The sequence below is a fragment of the Paenibacillus sp. FSL W7-1332 genome, assembly GCF_037969785.1.
Taxonomy (GTDB): Bacteria; Bacillota; Bacilli; order Paenibacillales; family Paenibacillaceae; genus Paenibacillus_AQ.
In genome coordinates this window covers 3,625,702-3,644,896 of record NZ_CP150209.1, presented here as the reverse complement: position 1 = coordinate 3,644,896, position 19,195 = coordinate 3,625,702, and the positions used below count along the sequence as shown (strand labels likewise).

14 protein-coding genes and 1 pseudogene are annotated in these 19,195 nt (G+C 47.0%); 14 read left to right on the top strand and 1 reads right to left on the bottom strand.

Going from position 1 to position 19,195, the window contains the following annotated elements; genetic code table 11:
- The first annotated feature begins 955 nt into the window (after nt 1–955).
- The 10 genes from MKX98_RS16230 to MKX98_RS16185 all read left to right on the top strand — a co-directional run bounded on the left by MKX98_RS16230 (nt 956) and on the right by MKX98_RS16185 (nt 14,131).
- Nucleotides 956–2,557: a response regulator gene (locus tag MKX98_RS16230; protein ID WP_113061831.1), complete on the top strand. Its 1,602-nt coding sequence runs from the start codon at nt 956–958 to the stop codon at nt 2,555–2,557.
- On the top strand, nt 2,554–4,272 hold the full coding sequence (locus MKX98_RS16225) for a sensor histidine kinase (RefSeq protein WP_339224119.1): 1,719 nt from the start codon (nt 2,554–2,556) through the stop codon (nt 4,270–4,272). Before MKX98_RS16230 ends, MKX98_RS16225 begins: the two co-directional genes overlap by 4 nt.
- A 96-nt stretch (nt 4,273–4,368) precedes the next feature.
- Nucleotides 4,369–5,325: an ABC transporter permease subunit gene (locus MKX98_RS16220; protein ID WP_339224117.1), complete on the top strand. Its 957-nt coding sequence runs from the start codon at nt 4,369–4,371 to the stop codon at nt 5,323–5,325.
- 18 nt (nt 5,326–5,343) lie between these two features.
- Complete coding sequence (locus MKX98_RS16215; protein WP_194542694.1) at nt 5,344–6,249, top strand: carbohydrate ABC transporter permease; 906 nt, start codon at nt 5,344–5,346, stop codon at nt 6,247–6,249.
- A 41-nt stretch (nt 6,250–6,290) separates the two neighbouring features.
- Nucleotides 6,291–7,907: an extracellular solute-binding protein gene (locus MKX98_RS16210; RefSeq protein ID WP_339224114.1), complete on the top strand. Its 1,617-nt coding sequence runs from the start codon at nt 6,291–6,293 to the stop codon at nt 7,905–7,907.
- 14 nt (nt 7,908–7,921) lie between these two features.
- Complete coding sequence (locus MKX98_RS16205) at nt 7,922–10,324, top strand: hypothetical protein (protein ID WP_339224113.1); 2,403 nt, start codon at nt 7,922–7,924, stop codon at nt 10,322–10,324.
- Between the two features lie 1,324 nt (nt 10,325–11,648).
- Nucleotides 11,649–12,236, top strand: a complete 588-nt coding sequence (locus MKX98_RS16200) for a sigma-70 family RNA polymerase sigma factor (RefSeq protein WP_339224111.1) — start codon at nt 11,649–11,651, stop codon at nt 12,234–12,236.
- The gene (locus tag MKX98_RS16195; RefSeq protein ID WP_339224110.1) at nt 12,223–12,972 is read left to right on the top strand and encodes a DUF3600 domain-containing protein; all 750 of its coding nucleotides are present in this window, start codon (nt 12,223–12,225) and stop codon (nt 12,970–12,972) included. Before MKX98_RS16200 ends, MKX98_RS16195 begins: the two co-directional genes overlap by 14 nt.
- Before the next feature lie 322 nt (nt 12,973–13,294).
- Nucleotides 13,295–13,444, top strand: a complete 150-nt coding sequence (locus MKX98_RS16190) for a hypothetical protein (RefSeq protein WP_336245437.1) — start codon at nt 13,295–13,297, stop codon at nt 13,442–13,444.
- Nucleotides 13,445–13,699: 255 nt separating this feature from the next.
- Entirely contained in the window at nt 13,700–14,131 is a 432-nt protein-coding gene (locus MKX98_RS16185; protein ID WP_194542688.1) for a VOC family protein, read from the top strand.
- A gap of 219 nt (nt 14,132–14,350) precedes the next feature.
- On the opposite strand, the gene MKX98_RS16180 is transcribed toward MKX98_RS16185, so the two are convergent.
- Nucleotides 14,351–14,848, bottom strand: coding sequence for a MarR family transcriptional regulator (locus tag MKX98_RS16180; protein WP_194542687.1), 498 nt, complete (start codon nt 14,846–14,848; stop codon nt 14,351–14,353).
- Between the two features lie 220 nt (nt 14,849–15,068).
- Here MKX98_RS16180 and MKX98_RS16175 point away from each other — a divergent pair, with 220 nt between their 5' ends.
- From MKX98_RS16175 to MKX98_RS16160, 4 genes and pseudogenes are all read left to right on the top strand, one after another.
- Nucleotides 15,069–16,511, top strand: a complete 1,443-nt coding sequence (locus tag MKX98_RS16175) for an MFS transporter (RefSeq protein WP_199341198.1) — start codon at nt 15,069–15,071, stop codon at nt 16,509–16,511.
- A gap of 156 nt (nt 16,512–16,667) precedes the next feature.
- Nucleotides 16,668–17,098, top strand: a pseudogene (locus MKX98_RS16170) (excinuclease ABC subunit UvrA); the annotation flags it as partial.
- 203 nt (nt 17,099–17,301) lie between these two features.
- A complete protein-coding gene (locus MKX98_RS16165; RefSeq protein ID WP_006210636.1) occupies nt 17,302–17,967 on the top strand; it encodes a prolyl oligopeptidase family serine peptidase in 666 nt (221 codons plus the stop codon).
- Between the two features lie 726 nt (nt 17,968–18,693).
- Nucleotides 18,694–19,107, top strand: coding sequence for a tyrosine-type recombinase/integrase (locus MKX98_RS16160; RefSeq protein WP_113059955.1), 414 nt, complete (start codon nt 18,694–18,696; stop codon nt 19,105–19,107).
- Nucleotides 19,108–19,195 lie beyond the last annotated feature (88 nt).

Here is a 19,195-nt window from a genome sequence, read left to right as displayed (position 1 = left end):
TTATTCCATCAAAAGTACATTTGTCAGGAATGCGTGTCAGAAATCATGGGTATCGTAAATGAGGTGAACGTGGCCAAAGAGTAGGAGACTTGGTTGTTAAAGCGCAAGGCCAAAAGGATCTCCAATTGGGAGATGCTTTTATCCCACTTGTTAAATTATAACTACGGGTTGGCCTAATAAGATTGTATTTCAGACATTACTGCTTTTAATCTGCCTAGACTATCAATTTTAAATAGTTTTTCTCTAAAAGAAATAAACTCATTAGACGCCTACAAGTAGAAGAGGGCAAAATTGTGTCAATAATGAGGGTAACTTTGTGTCAACTGTCGGGGGACAAGAACATGGTCCCATGGAAAGTCGCTAATTTAGCGGCTTTTTTGTTTTATCGGTACAAGTTCTTGTCCCGAGTCGAGGACTTCTGTATCCAACTTCCCTCCCCGTATAAATTCGATTTGGCTTTTTTAAGTGTTCGACCTGCGCTTTCAGGCAAGCGTTCTCTTCTTCAACGCTGCTAAAATGCTTTTTATTCCAGCGTCCACGCTAATCCTCAAAGGTTTCTCCATTCTGAAACTTACAGACCCAAGTGAGAATTTGAGATTCACTTTTAGTCCCAAACTTCTCCTCCATAATCATGGAGTAGCGCCTGGTTTCATTTGAATCTCAAACGTACAGCTTCCTTATTGACTTCTTCGCTATAACCCGTCAGCTTTTGCCCTTTCTTTGGTACATCAAAAATCCCCTCCGGTCTACAGTTTTAAGTTCATCATATCATGAACTTTTTTTTTACTGTCTACCATGAAGGGATAATACCATTGCCAAATGGCGGGAGGCTTCTTGCTTTAAACAGGGGAGTTTTACACTTTTTAACCGCTTTCATTTGTGCTAGACTACGATACAACCAAGCAGGGCAAGGTACCGGGGAGAACACGGAGCACGGAGAGGAAGGGTGGTTAATATGTGGAAAATGCTAGTTGTGGACGACGATAAATTCGAACGGGACGGCGTTAAGTTCCTGGTTGATAAATACGGCCTGCAGTTGGAACTCATAGAAGCGGACAGCGGCGAAGAAGCGCTTGTTTACCTCGAGGAGCATGAGATCGACATTTTATTTACCGACATTCGGATGAATGGGATGGACGGTCTGGAACTGGCGGAACAGGTCAGAGCGATGGGCAGGCCGATCAAAGTCGTTTTCATGAGTGCCTATGGTGAATTCGAGTATGCGCAGCGGGCGATCGATTTGAACGCGATTCGCTATATTTTAAAACCGGTGGAGGTTAGCGAGTTTCTAAAGGTGATCTCCCAAGTCATTCTTTTGTGCGAGGAAGAACGGCAAGACAGGAATCGGCGCGATAAGTTGGAAGCGGCCTACAGCCGTGATATTCGCTATGAAAAGCAGAAAAGAGTTACGGAGCTTATTCACGGTAAAATCGGCGAGGACGCAGCAGCGTGTTATCCAGCACCGCAGGTAACGGCCATTCCTTTTGTCGGCGGAGACAAGGCCGTGCATATGATCATGCTGGATACGCGCAGCCGCTTTTTCGATTTGCACGACCTGGAGTTGGAACGCGGCTTGAAAGACTTGATCGCTGTCCCTTTTGAACTGGTGCATCTGAACGAGTTTCAAAGTTTGCTGCTGGTAGCGGACAAGGAAGAAAATACGCCCGCCGAAGACGGAGAAGGGGCTATCGATTCTGTCGGTCTGCGTCGGCTTGGCGAGTCTTTAGTCCGTTGGTTTCGGGACGCGCATGAGAGGGAGATGACGGTCGTTCTCGGCGGTTTGCTGGACGGGAAGGTCCCGTTTGACGAGCGGTTCAGCGAAATGGAAGAGGTTTTGGAAACGAAGTTTTTCTACGATGAGGGCGTCGTGCTGCCGACTGTAAAACCGGCTTCGGAGACGGAGAACGGCAATGAAATGTATGATATCGAGAAGGCGCTTTCAGTCTTGTCGGAACATATTCATCGAGGCAGGTACGACTTGGCAAAGCCGCGACTTGCAGGATTAATCGACGAGATGCAGAACAGTGACCGCTACCCGGTGATGTACATCAAATATGTTTGTGTGGAAATCGTCAAAACGCTATTTGACGCTTCATCCCGTAAGGAGCCGAACCGCTTCAAGCAGCATCTCGATCTCATCTACAAGACGGCCAAACTGAGTGATTTAAAGGCCATTATGCTCAGCGTTGTGGAGGGAAGCGAGCCGGAGGCAGGTGCCGGCGGTTCCGACTCCGCGCGCAAAGCGATCGAGGACGTAGTCCATATGATCGAAAGCGAGTACGGCACCGATCTGTCGCTCGATTCGTTGGCGGAACGGGTCTATTTGTCGCCCAGTTATTTAAGCCATCTATTCAGCCGGCATAAAGGCATCAGCATCAACAAATATATGACCCAGTACCGGATGGAGCGAGCGTGCCAATTGCTGTTGACGACTAATCGCAAAATCGTCCAAATCAGCCGCGATGTCGGCTATGCCAACGTGCCGTACTTCAGTTCGCTGTTTAAGGCGCATTATGGCCGAACGCCAACGCAGTACCGAGAAGGAGCCGGTACATGAGAAGGATGGTCGACGGTCTGTTCAATCGGTTACGTTTTAATCAAAAGCTATTTCTTTCCTACTTGACAGTCATTATTATCCCGATCCTTATGCTGGGTCTGTATGCCTTCCGACAATCGGAGGAAATGCTGCGCATTCAAGCGACGCAGAGTATTGAAAAAAATTTGACGGCCATCTCGCAATCTCTCAACGGCACGCTGGAGCAGTACGACCATACGATTCGCTCGGTTGTGTATAACAAGACGTTTCAGCGGATTGTCGCAAATGACTACATCGATCTCGTCAATTTGTCGCGAGATTTGAATGAGTATTTGACGCCTTATTTCAATATGATGATGACGCTCAACAGCGATATTAAGCAGGTCACTTTTTATACACAGAGCGACGTTCCCGAATACGGCTTGTCCGTGCAGTCGCATGAGCGTGTGAAGGACAAGAGTTGGTACCACAAGACGATTGTGGGCAGCGGTAATCAGTGGTCGATGAATGAGAGCGGTGATTTGTTCGTGGCAGGACCGTTCCCGCGATTTTTCTCGGATAGCGACACCAATGTGCTCTTCATGGAAATCAATAGCGACGGCCTGTTTAAAAATATCACCAGTTTAGCAAAAGGGTATGACGTCGTCATCGCGGATCGAAACGGTACACTGCTCTACGCAAATTCCGATGCGGCGGCGAGCCGAGCTGCAGAGTTTACGAAAGTTAAGGATCGGCCGGATTCGGTGATCGACGCCAGCGGTGAACGGCTATACACGGTGGCGAAGACGATTGCGCAGACGGGATGGACGATCCGCTGTTTCGTTCCGGCGAAGCAGATGTCCCTCAATGCGGACTCGATCTTGAACGCGACGCTTATCGTCATCGGTTCCTGCATTGCCTTCTTGCTCATCATCATCTCGATCTTTTCCCGCACGATGATCAGACGGATATACAAGTTGAACGCGCTGATGCGGCGCGTGGAGAACGGGGAGTTGTCGCTCCAAGTTCAAAGCGCGTCGCGCGACGAAATCGGCGAACTGACGAACCGGTTCGGCAATATGATTGTACGGCTCAATGCGCTGGTGAAAGAAGCCTATACGAACAAAATTGTGCAGAAGGAGGCGGAGCTGAAGGCGCTTCAATCGCAAATCAATCCGCATTTTTTGTATAATACGCTCTCTTTCATCAATTGGGAAGCGGTCAAAAGCGAACAGCATAAAATCAGCCATGTCGTGACAGCCTTATCGCGGTTTTACCGCACGTCGCTGAACAAGGGGGATAACATTATTCCGGTGCGGGACGAATTGGACAACATTAAATCGTATCTCGATATTATGCTGATGATGAGCGATTACGAATTCGACGTTTACTATGACATCGATGAAGAGGTGTACGGCTACCGGATGCTGAATCTTATTTTGCAGCCGATTGCAGAGAACGCGGTGAAGCATGGCATCAACCAGAAGAAAGGCGGACGGGGATGGCTTAAAATCAGCGCGAAGCGAATGTCCCAGGTAATCGTGTTCACCGTCGAGGACAACGGTCCGGGTATGGATGAGGAAACGATAAGGCGACTGCTGCTTCAGCAATCTTCCGGCTACGGATTAAAAAATGTCAATGAACGGCTGAAGCTGTTTTTCGGCGCGGACAGCGGGATCGGGATCGAAAGCAATCCCGGCAGAGGAACGGCGATGAGCGTGACGATCCCACTTTATAACAATGCCATAAAAAAGTGAAGTATTTCGAAAATATTTAATAATTCTTTTTCGTAGCGGCCGTGCTATCCTGTTATCAATCCAATGTATGCGCATACAAAATAGGAGGGAACAGCGATGGAGGAGACGGCTCCGCCGGCGCGGAGCGGCTATGAACAAAAGAGCAAAAAGGGCACATGGCGCAAAGTGAAACAATACCGTGTCCTGCTGCTTATGCTAGTACCGGGTATGCTTTACTATCTTGTTTTTCATTATTTGCCGATGTACGGCGTCATCTTGGCGTTTAAAGATTTTAAAATTACGCGAGGTATTATAGACAGTCCTTGGGTGGGATTTGAGGTTTTCGAAAAAGTGTTTGCGGACGGCTATTTTTATACCGTTCTGCAAAATACGCTGGTTATTAGCGTATACAAACTAGTTTTCGGGTTTCCCGTACCGATCTTTTTCGCCCTGCTGCTAAGCGAGATTTCCAGCATGCGATTCAAAAAAGTCGTGCAAACGGTTTCGTATTTGCCGCATTTTATATCCTGGGTTGTTTTGGCGGGCATTTTTTTCACGATGTTCTCTCTGGAAGGACCAATTAATACGGTGATGCAATGGTTCGGCATGGAACCGATATTGTATCTGGCAGATGACCGATATTTTCGAACGATTTTGGTCGTGACGAGCATTTTTCAGGGGTTCGGCTGGGGCTCCATCATTTATTTTGCGGCCATTTCCGGCATCGACCCGCAAATGTACGAAGCTGCCGTCATCGACGGTGCGGGACGGTTCAAACGAATGTTCTACATCTCAATCCCGATGCTGGCGCCGGTTATTGCGATTATGCTCATTTTGTCGATGTCTGGTATTTTGGATGCGGGCTTCGATCAGATATTCAACATGTATAATCCGAGAGTAATGGAAGTTTCGGACATTATCGACACGTATGTGTACCGCAAAGGGTTGGTTGAGATGAACTACAGCTATGCGACAGCGGTGGGGTTGTTCAAGTCGCTTGTAGCCCTCATTCTGATTATCAGTGTCAACCGGATCGTAAAGCTGGTGGGGGGACGGGATCATGCGTTATGGTAGCGGCAAGACGCGCAGGGGGTGTTTGACATCATTCAAGTAAAAAAATCGGCCGGCGACAAAATCGTGGATGGCGTTCTCTATATCGCCGCGGCAATCATTATGCTGGCAACCATCTATCCGTTTTGGACGCAAATCGTCATTTCGCTCGACGGTACGGGGGCGGACGGTGCAGCTTATGCCTCGGGCTTTATTTTGCTGCCGGAGCAGTTGTCCTTCGAAAGCTACAAGCTGGCATTCAAGTTCGATGCGCTGTGGCAAGGGTATTGGAATACAATCGTCCGTACCGTTATCGGTGTCATATTGGCGGTGCTGCTCACTTCCATCACTGCCTATCCGTTGGCCAAGAGAGATCTGCCCTGGAATCGCGTATTTACGGGTATTATTCTGTTCACGATGCTGTTTGGCGGAGGTACGATTCCAAACTACTTGCTGATCAAGGAATTGGGGATGTACAACACGATATGGGCGCTTGTCATTCCCGGGATGGTCGGCGCGTTCAATGTGCTTATAATGCGGAATTTCTTTCGGGAGATTCCTGCCGAGGTAGAGGAATCGGCCCGGGTCGACGGAGCGGGCTATCTGCGAATCTACACCCAAATCGTGCTCCCGCTCAGCAAGCCAGTCCTAGCGACGGTTGCGCTTTGGGTCGGCGTAGGGCATTGGAATGCCTGGTTCGACAGCATGATTTATATGTCCGATCCCGACAAGCAGGTGCTGCAAGTCGTGCTCCGCAAAATCGTCATTCAGAACAATATGACCGATATTAGCGCTGTCATGCAACATATCGGCAACCAGACGACCTTTTCGGGCCGGCAGTTGCAGGCGACGGTCATTATGTTTTCGATCATTCCGATGGTGATTGTATATCCGTTTATTCAAAAATACTTTGTCAAAGGTGTCATGGTCGGCGCAGTTAAAGGGTGATTCCGAATTGGAACTTCTGGAAAATAGAAGGGGATGAGAACATGTTCGTGAATAAAAAACGTTGGGTGAGCAGCGCGCTCGCCGCAATGATGGCGGTGACGTTGCTGGCCGGCTGCGGCAACGGGTCGTCGGATCAGGCATCACAACCGGGCAACGGGTCGACGGTGTCCGAGGAGGGCGGCGAAAATGCTATGGGCAAGCCGAAGCTGATGTTTTGGAACCTGGACGGAAACGCCGAAGCAGATTCTTATGGAGTTACGGCGCTCAAGGAAAAATTCGACATCGACGTTGAATTTGTTTCTGTCGGCCGCGAAGCGTTCAAAGAGAAGCTGAACTTGATGATTGCTTCCGGCGAAATCCCCGATTGGTGGAAAGAGCCGTCCTTCCCGGAATACGACAAGTTTTTGCAGCAAGAGGTGGCAGCTGATATTCCGCAAGATCTGATCGAGGAGCATATGCCGAAATACGTGGGTTGGCTAAAGCGGTATTTGGGCGACGATCCTTTCCGATACGTTCGCCGGGACGGCAAAATTTACGGCCTTCCGGTGCTTTGGGATATCGGCATCGACGGCATGCAGCTCGGCTTCCGGGAAGATTGGCTGAAAAAAGTGGGCATTGCCAAAAAGCCGGAAACGCTCGAAGAGATGGAAGCGGCGCTAACGGCTTTCCGCAACAACGATCCGGACGGCAATGGCAAGAAGGATACCTACGGCATCACTTCGAGCGCAGAAAGCATCGGAAGCTTGTACAGCTCGGTATTCGGTGCTTTTGACGTCTATCCCAGCATTTTTGTAGAGAAGGAGGGCAAAGTAGTGCGGGGAGAAATTGAACCAGGCGCGAAGCAGGCGCTGGAAGTACTGCATCGCTGGTACAAGAACGAACTGATCGATCCTGAGTTTGTCGTCAACAAAGCGAGCAATGTGGAAGACAAGGTACTGACCGATAAAGTTGGCGCAATCGAATATTATTGGTGGGCTTTCGTACCGGGCAATGCGTTCCTCGGGGGCGAGCAATGGTATGACAAGCTGAAACAGAAAAAGGCAGATTTTAACTGGGCGATTTCTCCCGGCGTTAAAGGTCCGGAAGGAAAATACGGCATGGCCCAGTACCATCCAAGCTTCGCTTCCGGCGTCATGTTCGGCAAGCAGTTGAACGACAACCGCGAGAAGTTGATCAAATATTTGCAAGTGTTCGAAACAACGCAGTTTGATCCGGAAATGTACGAGAAGCTGAATTTCGGCGAGAAAGGAAAAACGTGGAATATCGGCGAAAAAGGGACGGTCCAGTTCATCCCTCCTTACAACGACGAGAAAGAGCGTAAGCGGGCGGGTATAGGCGGCTACTCGATGTCCGGCTCCTTCAACGACTACGATTTCCAAACCACCTATACCTCGGAAGAAAGCCTGCGGCAGCTGGCTAAGGACACGCGGGCGCAAGGAACGCGCAACATCGATATTTTGGCGCCGTTCAACAAGCCGATTTATAACGAGTATCAGGATAAACTGAGCCAGTTTACACTGCAGCAATATGTGGACTTTATTACAGGACGCCAATCGCTCAGCGAGTTTGACAACTACGTGGCCAAATGGAAGAGCATGGGCGGCGACAAGGTGCTGGAAGAGGCGCAGAAAGTATACGACGAGAATTTCAAAAATTAAGGAGCGAAGCGGGCATGTTAGGGTTGTTTGGAATGCGATTGAAGCATATGGAGCTGCAAATGGACGGTCTCGGCCGTCTGATCGGGTTGCAATGTGCCGCGACGGGAAAGTGTTATCTTGCCGGAGAAGCAGGCTCTCCTCTTGTGCGAATAGCAGTACACGGGCAGATTTTGGAGCCGGAACGGCTTCAATGCGTCACAAGCAGCGTTGGGCACGATGACGGCAGCCGTTTCCTGATGGTATTTGACTTCTTGGACGGGGCTGTGCGGTTGGAAGTGGAAGCGTACGCAAAGGGAGACTATGCGACGTTCGAGATTATGCGCATTGTTGGCACGGAGCCGGACGTCCTGCTCTGGGGCCCTTACGAAACGGTGATTTCCGGCTCGATCGGGGAGTCGGTCGGGGTCGTGCATGACGGCGAATATGCTTTGGGCTTTCAGGCCTTAAACGAGAAGACGCTCGGCGGCTTCCCGGTGGATCTGAGACTGGACCGCTTTGCCGACCTTCCTTACCCGGACGCGAAGGTCGGGTATGACGTCTGCGCAGCCTGGCCGACAGCCGATGGCAGCTTGCTGCAAGCGTTTACGCGTAACCGGACGCGAGATGAACGGCGGACGGTATGGGGAACGCCCGACATCCCGGTCACCCCTATGGATGGCCCGGATGCAGCGCTGACCGGGTCAAAAATTGCGCTGTTTGGTTGTCCGGCCGATCTTATCCTGCAAATAATCGAAGCGATCGAACTGGGCGAAGGGCTGCCACATCCAACGATTGACGGTGCTTGGGCTAAGTCGTCGCCGGATGCGAAGCAGTCGTATCTGATTACCGACTTTAATGAGGGTGATATTGGAGATGCGGTAGCTTTCGCGAAGGAAGCCGGCCTCTACGGTATTTATCATCCCGATCCGTTCGCGAACTGGGGACATTTCGAGCTGAAACCGTCAGCCTTTCCAAATGGAGACGCCGGGATGAAAGCTTGCGTTGAGGCGGCGGAGAAAGAAGGGATAATTGTTGGCGTCCATACGTTGACCAATTTTACGACACTCAACGATCCCTATGTCACGCCCAAACCGGATAAACGGCTGCAGCTTGTGGGAAGGGGGCTGCTGACTGCACCTGTCGGGATAGAAGCGACAGAGATCGAGGTTGACGATCCGCGTCCGTTTCAGGTTAGCTTGTTCCGGCGAACGGCCGTTATTGAAAACGAACTGATTGAATACGACGGAGTATCGGAGGAAGCGCCGTGGAGGCTACTCGGCTGCCGTCGCGGGGCGAACGGGACGGAGATTTCCGCCCACGAGACGGGAACGGCTGTCGGCCGGTTGTGGGACCACCCGTACGATGTGTTTTTTCCGAATTTGGAATTGCAGGATACGTACTGTGACCGGATTACGTCCTTGTTTCAGGCGACGGGATTGCGGCAAATTTCGTTTGACGGTCTGGAAGGCGTCTATGTGACCGGCCATGAGGATTACGCGACAAACCGCTTTGTCAAACGCTGCTATGACGGATGGGAAGGCGAAGTGATCAATGATGCCAGCATCGTAGTTTCCAATTACGCCTGGCATATCCATACACGCTTCAACTGGGGCGAGCCGTGGGGAGCCGCGACGCGGGAAGGGCAGTTGGATTGGCGGCTCCATAATCAGCGCTTTTTTGCCCGAAACTTTATTCCGGCGATGCTCGGCTGGTTTATGCTCCGCTCCGTTTCGAACCAGTTCGAAGCGACGACGCAGGACGAGATCGAATGGGTGCTCTCCAAGGCGGCCGGTTTCGACGCCGGATTCGCATTGTTTGCCGACATGGCTGTGTTAAAGCGAAACGGCAATATCGGCGAATTGCTGGCGCTTGTTCGCGAGTGGGAGGCCGCCAGACGGTCGAATGCGTTCAGCGAGTCGCAGCGCCAACAGATGCAAGACCCTGCCCGCGACTGGCATCTGGAACCGGCGGGGGAAGGCCGCTGGAGGCTGTATCCTGTGGACATATCGGATGAATTGCTGTGCAATCCGGAAGAGCAGCAACCGGGTCAGCCGGGCGGCTCGGACTGGACGTTCTACAATCGGCAAGAGGAGCAGCCGCTCCGATTCATTCTGCGCGCGGTGCCGTCCTATGGCAATACGCGGGGAATGGTTAAGCGGCCGACGTTTTACGCCGGCGGCAGCTACATGACATTTGAGACGGAGATCGGCGCCGGGCAGTATCTCGTGTGCGAGAGCGACCGGATAGGCCGTGTCTACGACGCTAACTGGAACTTGTTGAAGACGGTGGAGGCTGTGTCGGAAGCTCCGTTGCTAAAAAGAGGAGGGCAAACCGTCTCGTTCAGTTGCCGCTTTGAAGGCGATCCAAAGCCGCGCGTATCCGTCAAGCTGTTCACGCGCGGCGTGCCGGAAGTGGTGGCAGCGCGGCCGGGCGAATGAATTTATATGCAGAGAAAGCGATTCGACGACTGTTGATATGCTTTCTCTTTTTTTATATTGGTTGCCGGGTTTTATGATTGGGGAGCCGTCGATGAGATTGTGAATAGTCTTGCAGCTGGTATGGAGCCATCAAGTAACGAAGCTGGTGAGCGTAAGCTTATTGAAGCCGTGCAAAGTGGAAAGCTGTCGGGGGACAAGAACATAGTCCCATAGAAAGTCGCTGATTTAACGGCTTTTTTGTTTTATCGGTACAAATATCTAACTAAGAAGTTTCAGTGAGGCTTGAAGGAATTTTCTCCGTTGTGACGAAAATCGTTTCAGGAGGTGTTGGTTATGGACGTTAAAATTGACTTAGAATTCACCCCAAGATCGCCACTTCCCGGCGCAACATATACGGAATCTAGTTTTGTACGTTCGTCATCCCAATTCACTTTTCGATCTGAAGAGATTGGAATCGCACTCGTGAATCTGTGGAAATTTGGGTGGGAGGACGGTCCTGTTGTTGATTCCTTAGGTGGGGAGTTAAGTACGTAAAGAGGAACTTCTCATGCACGAAGGAAGAAAAAATCATTCTGAATAAACTAACGCCATTAGTACGTACTGCGGCAACGGGACATCCAGATTTTCCATTGTAACCATGCTCTGTTTTTGAACCATTACCCCCCAGTGGTACGAATCGACGACCGAGGAGGAACGGGCTCATTTAAACGATCTTAAGGATTACCATGAGATCGGTAAGGAAGAAAAGTTAACTTCATTTCCTGAATTCGAATGGAGGGAAGTCTGGAGGGCCAGACACAGAGACGATGTGTTTCATGCCCAATGGATGAATGAGCAAGAAAATGTGTACGATCAAATCAAGATACCCGTGGAAATCGAGCCACAAGATGGAGATCTTCTCATTTACTACAAAGAACAATTCGATCGTATACTACAGCATTCAATGATTGAACTAACGGGATACGTTAGTTGAACTTTGCTCAGCTGATGATTTACAAAAGCGAGCCCCTTGTAGAGAAAGAGAGGGCCCGCTTTTTTATGGCAACGAACATATACTCATAAATGTCCTCATAAATAGCGGGCCTTTTGATTTATGAATATAAGCTTTTGTCCAAAGCCTGTGATAAGAAATTTTATCCTTAACTTCGGCAGATTTTCTTATAAGGCATCTTGGTTTAACAATAACGCCAGCGGATATGCCGATATGCAGAAATAAATCATTTTCCGGTCACAGCTGAATACTTGTCCTATATTTTGAAATAATTCGAACGATATCAATAAATATTACCAATATATACTGTAAGACCGAAGGGGGAGGTTGCAGATGAATCATCAATCTGAATATGCAAGGCTTATTTCGCTTACGCTGGCCGGGAGCCGTGATGCGTTTGGTGAGTTATATGAAGCAACCATTAAGGACGTGTACAATACTGTTTATTTCCTTATTCGGGAACCATCAGATGCAGAGGATGTCGTTCAGGAGATTTATATTCAAGTATACCGGTCTCTTGAAAAGTTTGACGTAAGCAGGCCGTTTCGGCCTTGGTTAATGGGAGTGGTCATGCGGCAAGTTCAGGCTTACCGCAGAAAGAGTTGGACACATGTGCGGATCATCAAAAAAGCTGAACGGATTGACCAAGCCGTGGTCTACGATTTCTCAAGTGAGGTGGTCAACAAAGTATCGAATCAATCGCTACTTGCATGCGTAAATCGACTTCCTTATAAGCTGAAGCTAGTAGTTATTCTGCATTATATGAATGATTACACGCAAGAAGAAATTGCAGCCACATTAGAAATCCCTCTTGGTACGGTAAAATCGCGGATTAATGCTGCTCTACAAAAGATGCGCAAAAAAAAGAAAAATAGCATTCTGGCTATGGGAAAGGTGGAGGAGCTAAATGAGTCTCGATGAAAGATTGAAAACTGCTTTTAAGGAAGAGACCAAAGAATGGAACGCACCAACGGAGCTCAAGGAAAAAATATTAAACAAAGTCGTACACATTCAAGGAGGAAGGCAAATGAAAAAATGGGTCGTTGTATGTATTTTGGCCGCTACATTGTTAATCCCAACAGGTGCTTTTGCCGGTTATAGCTACATAGCTGATTCCATCTATGGTTCGAGGGAAAATATCGGAGTAACTCAAAAACAATATGATGAGCTGGAGGCAAAGCTGCAGACCGCTAAACAAAACCTAAGTGAAGAGGAGTTTACAAAATGGATGTCCTTACTAAAAGAATTGGGCACCCTTAATTTGAAAGTTGCCGATGCAAATGGGGATTTTCATATCGAGAGATTGAGTGTAGGAGAGCAAAAAATCTATAGAAGGTTAACCGCAGAGCTAGAGCCACTCTTTCGCAAATTAAATGAAGTTCAATCAACGAAGGGAGAAGCTAAACCTATAGATAGCGCTACTTTTTGGAATGGAGTGCTAGATGAAGCAGGGCAAATATTAAGCAAAGAAGAGTTTGATGAGTTTCAAAAATTAGTAAATGAATTAATGGCTTATGACGCCAAAACACTTGATCCGGATGGTAGTGTTCATATTGAACGGCTATCAAAGGAAGATCAAACGAATATAGAGCAAGTGGAACAGCAGTTGCAACCATTTTTTAAGAAGTTGGGCATTACAATTAAGCCGAAAGATTGATCTCCACTTGTCGAGGAACAAGAACATGTACGCTTAAAAGTCCGCATAAATAGCGGGCTTTTTTGATTAGCGGCTTTAGCCCGTTGAGATCGCGAAGCGTGCGAAACAAAGACTTAAGCGGAACAAATGAAAAAATGTCGAGTGTTGGGGGACAAGAACATAGTCCGATTACCGATAGATGATCATCTAAATAATAAGCATATGTAGTTAAAACCTTCAATAACACCATGATGCATGACAGTTTTTTCACATTGTTATGGAACAACTCTTTGATCGGGTGTATGGGAGCGGACTTTGATCGCCCACTGGCTTCTCCAGACAAATGAAGATGGAAGATCCGTCTAACATCACCATGCAAGTATATCGCTGGGCCAGCAAGCTGCTGGAAGAGCATTGGGATGGCTTGCCGGGCTTTTTTTTATGTAGAATAATTTGTGTCATCAAAAAATGCAGAAAAGTGGCCACACTATAGGATTTTGACTCAAATGTGACTACATTATAGAGTAGCCTTCATAGAATCTAACCAGGTCGCAAAATTGGCAAGATCTTTGGTGTTGAAGGATTTCTATCTGTTGATGATTATCATAATCTCGATCGGTCTTTTCGACTTTGCCATTGTAAACTCCATTTCTTGTATTTATGACAAGTTTTGTCACTATTGTACGATAAGATGCTAATGAAGTCCAAATAACAAATTGGACAATTTCAAGTAAAAGGAGCTGTTTATATGTCAATGCGCTCAACACCATTTATTATGCTGGATGGACAAGCTGCGGAAGCGATTGAGTTTTACCGGGAAGCGTTGAACTCGAAATTACTGTTCAAAACTACGTACGGGGAAGGCACGGATGCCGATGGTTTGCCTGATGAAGTGAAGACTCGTATTTCCCATGCTGTGTTGCAAACCGGTGAAAATGATTTGATGGTCGCTGACATCTTTCCGGGGAAATCTATTGTAATCGGAGATCAGGTAAATATTTGCATTACAGCTACGCAACAAATCGAGATTGAAGAAATGTATAAAAAATTCAGTGAAAAAGGACAAGTTATATTCCCGTTGCAAGAAACTGAATTCAGTCCCTGCTTCGGAATAGTGAAAGATCATTTTAACATTACATTTCAGTTCTTCATGAATGATACAACAAGCAGTTGGAGCTGAAAATAAAAGGCCTTGACCGGGGAGGGGAACCGCCCCCTTAATGTAAGACAAATTAAAACACCTTCAAGAAAATGCAACCATGTCGTAGGGCATGGAGATCATCTTGGAGGTGTTTTTTTGTCGGCAACTAGAGTTAGCTATCCTGTTGAAGTGAAAATGAAAGCTATTGGTATGAGGGTAGCCAGCATTCCGGGAAAAGAAGCCATTGTCAGTGCTTTTTTATTCTGAATTGGGTTCTTGTTGTTGTTCATCCAGGACTAATCTCATAGTCGAGTTAAACTTGTTTAAAAAAGTCACATATTGAATCAACTGCAAGTCCGTATATTCTCTGAGCATTGAATCTACGTGGTTAGCGAGAGGTCCAAAAAACTGTGCAGTATGCGCTTGGACATTAGGACCGCTATGTAGAGTAACCATCCGTCGATCGGTAGCTTCGCGAGTACGATATATGTGCCCAGCACGTTCAAGACGGTTGAGCAATGCAGTGGTTGCTCCCGACGATAACGAAATACGCTCACTTAACCGTGCAGGCGATAGTGGAGAACCAATATCCTCCGCGTAGAAAATCTCTATTAATGCAATAGCGTCAGTAGAATGTAAATTAAGCGAAGTTGCAAATCGGTGTGAAAGCTCGGCGTAATTCGCACCAAACCGTCGAAGTTCATTTACAATTTGCTCGCGGTGTTCAGTGACGTCTCTAAGTTCTGGATTATCCATGGATACTTTCTCCTTGATTAATATCAATATATCATCTCTAGATTATCACACTAGCTTAATCACCACTATCTTAATGTACTTCAAAGCGACTGTAAAGGCGTAAACGGATATGTTGTATTGGTTATATTGAATGGAAATATTCCCTTGACAATATAATTCGATAATGTTGTATAATAATAAAGCTTTATCATAAAGATACTTTACAGTGGAGGTATTTAAATTGAAAAGTCGATTAGTAAGTCCCCGTTCACAACTAATTTCTCTAGTTGTCGTCTTAGTTGCGGTTTTCATGGAATTGCTTGATGCAACGATTGTCAGTGTAGCTGCTCCTTCGATATCCATATCGTTAGGAGCCAGCGAAGCAGAGCTCCAATGGACGGTGGCAGGGTACACACTTGCGTTAGCAGCTGGATTAATAACGGGCGGACGAATAGGTGACCAGTTTGGACGGAGACGTGCTTTCTTAATAGGACTTATGGGGTTTACCTTAGCCTCGTTATTATGTGCGCTTGCTACTAGTCCGGCTTTCTTAATCGCTGCACGTGTTGCGCAAGGGTTAACTGGAAGTTTAATGATACCCCAGGTTTTTGGCATTATTCGCACAGCGTTTACGCCATCTCAACGAGCTAAGGCATTCGGAGCCTATGGTGCTGTTTTAGGTCTAGCTAGCCTGGCGGGGCCACTGCTTGGAGGAATACTTGTTAATGCTGATCTTTTGGGATTGGGTTGGCGCACCATTTTTGGGGTGAACGTACCAGTCGGTATCGTCGGTCTTATTCTTGGATTCAGGTATATACCTGAATCCCGTGGAGCTGGTTCAATGAAACTTGACTTGGGTGGCGCAGTACTAATTTCATTTGCGATGATATTAATTTTGTTACCTATAGTACAGGGACGTGAGTGGGGGTGGCCATGGTGGGGCTTCGTAATGCTTGCCTTATCCATCCCATTGATAGCGCTCTTTTTTATGAGAGAAAGCCGCTTGGCCGCAGGCGGCGACCAACCAATACTTGATCCGGCGCTTTTGCGTATAAGAGCATTTACAAGTGGTCTTTCCGCTTCCCTGTTATTCTTTGGGGGTATAGGCTCATTTTTCTTCCTATTTGCCCTTTACCTTCAATTCGGCACCGGACGGGATGCGCTTGAAACGGGTATGGCCATTCTTCCTTACGCGATAGGGTCTATCATTACATCTGGCATCGGTGTCCAATTTGCAAACCGGGCCGGTCGCGCCATGCTTGTGTTCGGCAGTTTACTTCTTGCGATCTCTCAGGGAATTCTATTGCTAAATGTCAGAGATGGTGTTGATCCATCTTATTGGGCGCTCGCCTTGCCAATGTTTATCGGCGGATTAGGGATCGGTTTTACTGCGCCTATTCTGGTGAATGTCATTATTGCTGGGGTCCCTGGCAAAGATGCTGGTTCTGCCGGTGCCGTTCTTACTACGATTGGTCAAATAGGCAACTCCATCGGAATTGCGATCCTGGGTGTCCTTTTCTTCTCTAGGTTAAACTCTTCATTTACCGTTGAAGAAAATCAATTGATTGCTTATGGCGATGCATTGACTTTTATTCTTCCCTGGCTAATTGCATGTTATGTTATAGCGGCTGCTCTCATGCTTTTGCTGCCAGCAAAAGCAGCCTCTGAGGAACTTCATCACTGATATCAGGGACAGCAAACAATTCGCCACCAATTATTCTGTATAAATATGCCATTAATCTTCAGACGTGGGACGAATAAGAACCTGTACTTGGTAGTAGCGCTCGAAATCCAAATCGTCGATGTAGCCACGCTGAAAAACACAAGTTACGTCAAACTCATGAAGCAGTTCATCATTTTGGATTCAGTCATTTTTAGTAAAATCACAATTTTTACCGGTGTGTCCGGGTCTGGTAAATCGTCGATTGTCTTTGATACCATCGCTGCAGAAGCGCAGGCGCTGTTGAACGATAACTTCAGTTTGCACTTAATTTCCTGCCTCGCAACCGCGCCGACAATATCGAAAGCCTGAGCATGGCGATTGTGGTCGACCAGAAGCGGCTTGGAGGAGGCATGCAATCGACACTCGGCACGGTCAGCGATATTGCTCCGATGTTACGCTTGTTATTCGAGCGTGTGGGCCAGCCGTAAGTAGGCAATGTCGACCATTTCTCCTTCAATACTACACAAGGGATGTGCCCGGTATGCAACGGAGTCGGTCGGAAAGTGGGTGTCGATCTGGAGGCTGCCATAGACCAAAGCAAATCTCTGGGGTAGGTTTATCGGAACAAGTTCTTGTTCCGAGTCGAGGACAAGAACTTGTTCCGATTACCGATTAGATAAGTATCTAATTATGTTTCCATGCAACTTCATTAGCTAACGGGCAGGTTAATGCAACTGAAGGAATTCCGGGAAATATGGGGAATTCTATTTTTACCCCCTATGGGAGATATCAGTAAAGTGAGGGAGATACAATGAGTCAAACCGCAAATAAATTTGAAAAAGAAATAACTAAAAGAGTGCGGATGAAATACCTCTTACATTTGCCAGATCAACATGAAAAAGAGTCCTCAAATAAGTGGCCTTTAATCTTGTTTCTTCACGGGGCAGGTGAACGTGGAGATGATCTGGAGTTGGTAAAAGCACATGGAATTCCTATGATAGCAGAACGCGATCCTTCTTTTCCATTCATTACGATTTCCCCTCAATGCCCGGAGGATTCTTTTTGGAATGCTGAACAAGACGGATTGATGGCATTAGTAGATGAGATCATTGCAAACTATAACGTTGATCCAGATCGGATATACTTGACGGGGCTAAGCATGGGTGGTTATGGGACGTGGCACTTAGCAGCAGAATATCCAGGAAGGTTCGCAGCTATCGCTCCGATATGTGGTGGAGGTAACCCCAACCGGGTACATGAACTAGTAGGAACACCCATCTGGGCATTCCATGGCGCGAAGGATGATATAGTGTCCATTTCTGAATCAGAAAAAATGGTAGACGCACTTCGCGAAAACGGTGGAAATGTCTCTTTCACAATTTATCCTGAGACGAATCACAACTCCTGGACAGAAACATACGATAATCCGGAATTATATAGCTGGTTTTTAGGTCATTCTTTAATGGTAAGGAAATGAAGTTGTTTTACATTAAGTTAAAATATCATGGAGCAGTTCGCCTGTTGGCAGCTGCTCCTTTTTTTTAGCTAACGGAAGATATAGAAAAAACAGAAAATCATTGAATTACAAACTACCAAAATCCTTTTGTGATTTGGTATCACAGTTTAGCAATGGTTCATTTCTGTACATGATTCAAGAAGTTAGTGCAGTAGGAGATAGAAACAAGAAAAACTTATCGAATCAGAGACTTTCATTATAAAGAATGACGAGCGTTGAGACTCATAAAATGATTAATATTAGAGAGGGTGGATCAGTGGAAATAGGGCCATTTAATCCCGTTTTCTCTAGATCGTAAGCGAAATGCCTGGTGTTTTATTGCGAACCAGATGAAGAATGAAGAATACAAAGTTGCTTATTTCGATAGTCGCAACCCCAAATTGTATGGAATCATGGATTTCAAAGGGACCATGTTCTTGCCCTCGGACATTCGTTCATCCCTTCTCCTAGAGACGCACTCAATTTCCAACGTTTGATTGAACGTGAGGTGTTATGAAAAATCTCGTCGTAATTAGTATTTATTCCAACCTTATTCCATAGAAATCACGTTATAGTCATACAAGGTTCTAATAAATCCCTCTCTATTGTTTATCAAAACCTTTAACCACTGATTGAAATTGAGGATTTTGCTAATTCAGAATTAATGAATCGGTATCTATCGGGCGAGGATATCGAGCTGCAAGAAGCATGGGAAAAATCGAGGATCTTAACTGGGAAAATTGCTCTGCAATTGTTAATGGCAAAGGTTCAAAGCAGAGAGAAGTTTATTTCACGACAGAGTGTAAAGTGTGGCTCAAGAAGTATCTGGCCGGCCGTGAAGACAACTGTAAAGCCTTATTCGTAACCGATACACATCCGAGTAGACGGATGGCCATTCCTACGATCCGGTGGGCGTTGAAACGGCTTGCAGGCCGAGGAGAGATTGAAGTAAATCTATATCCGCATCGATTTCGTCATACCTATGCGTGCCAACTCCTCGATAATGGAGCACCTTTAGATTTCATTCAAGGCATGCTAGGGCATGAAAAAGCATCGACCACTCAAATATATGCTCAGCTGCGCGGCGAACGACGACGAGAACTTTATCGTCGATTTTTTTAGCATTTTGAATAACAGCAGATTCCCCTTAAAGTTCATCTTTATTCAACTCCCTCGAAGTGATTCAATTTCCTCACTCAAACTCATGAAT

Bases quoted from the DNA above. Each gene is read 5' to 3' on its own strand.
- MKX98_RS16190 (WP_336245437.1), top strand. From the start codon at position 13,295: ATGAAGATGGAAGATCCGTCTAACATCACCATGCAAGTATATCGCTGG.
- MKX98_RS16200 (WP_339224111.1), top strand. From the start codon at position 11,649: ATGAATCATCAATCTGAATATGCAAGGCTTATTTCGCTTACGCTGGCC.
- MKX98_RS16185 (WP_194542688.1), top strand. From the start codon at position 13,700: ATGTCAATGCGCTCAACACCATTTATTATGCTGGATGGACAAGCTGCG.
- MKX98_RS16230 (WP_113061831.1), top strand. From the start codon at position 956: ATGTGGAAAATGCTAGTTGTGGACGACGATAAATTCGAACGGGACGGC.
- MKX98_RS16220 (WP_339224117.1), top strand. From the start codon at position 4,369: ATGGAGGAGACGGCTCCGCCGGCGCGGAGCGGCTATGAACAAAAGAGC.
- MKX98_RS16225 (WP_339224119.1), top strand. From the start codon at position 2,554: ATGAGAAGGATGGTCGACGGTCTGTTCAATCGGTTACGTTTTAATCAA.
- MKX98_RS16160 (WP_113059955.1), top strand. From the start codon at position 18,694: ATGGGAAAAATCGAGGATCTTAACTGGGAAAATTGCTCTGCAATTGTT.
- MKX98_RS16210 (WP_339224114.1), top strand. From the start codon at position 6,291: ATGTTCGTGAATAAAAAACGTTGGGTGAGCAGCGCGCTCGCCGCAATG.
- MKX98_RS16195 (WP_339224110.1), top strand. From the start codon at position 12,223: ATGAGTCTCGATGAAAGATTGAAAACTGCTTTTAAGGAAGAGACCAAA.
- MKX98_RS16180 (WP_194542687.1), bottom strand. From the start codon at position 14,848: ATGGATAATCCAGAACTTAGAGACGTCACTGAACACCGCGAGCAAATT.
- MKX98_RS16165 (WP_006210636.1), top strand. From the start codon at position 17,302: ATGAGTCAAACCGCAAATAAATTTGAAAAAGAAATAACTAAAAGAGTG.
- MKX98_RS16205 (WP_339224113.1), top strand. From the start codon at position 7,922: ATGTTAGGGTTGTTTGGAATGCGATTGAAGCATATGGAGCTGCAAATG.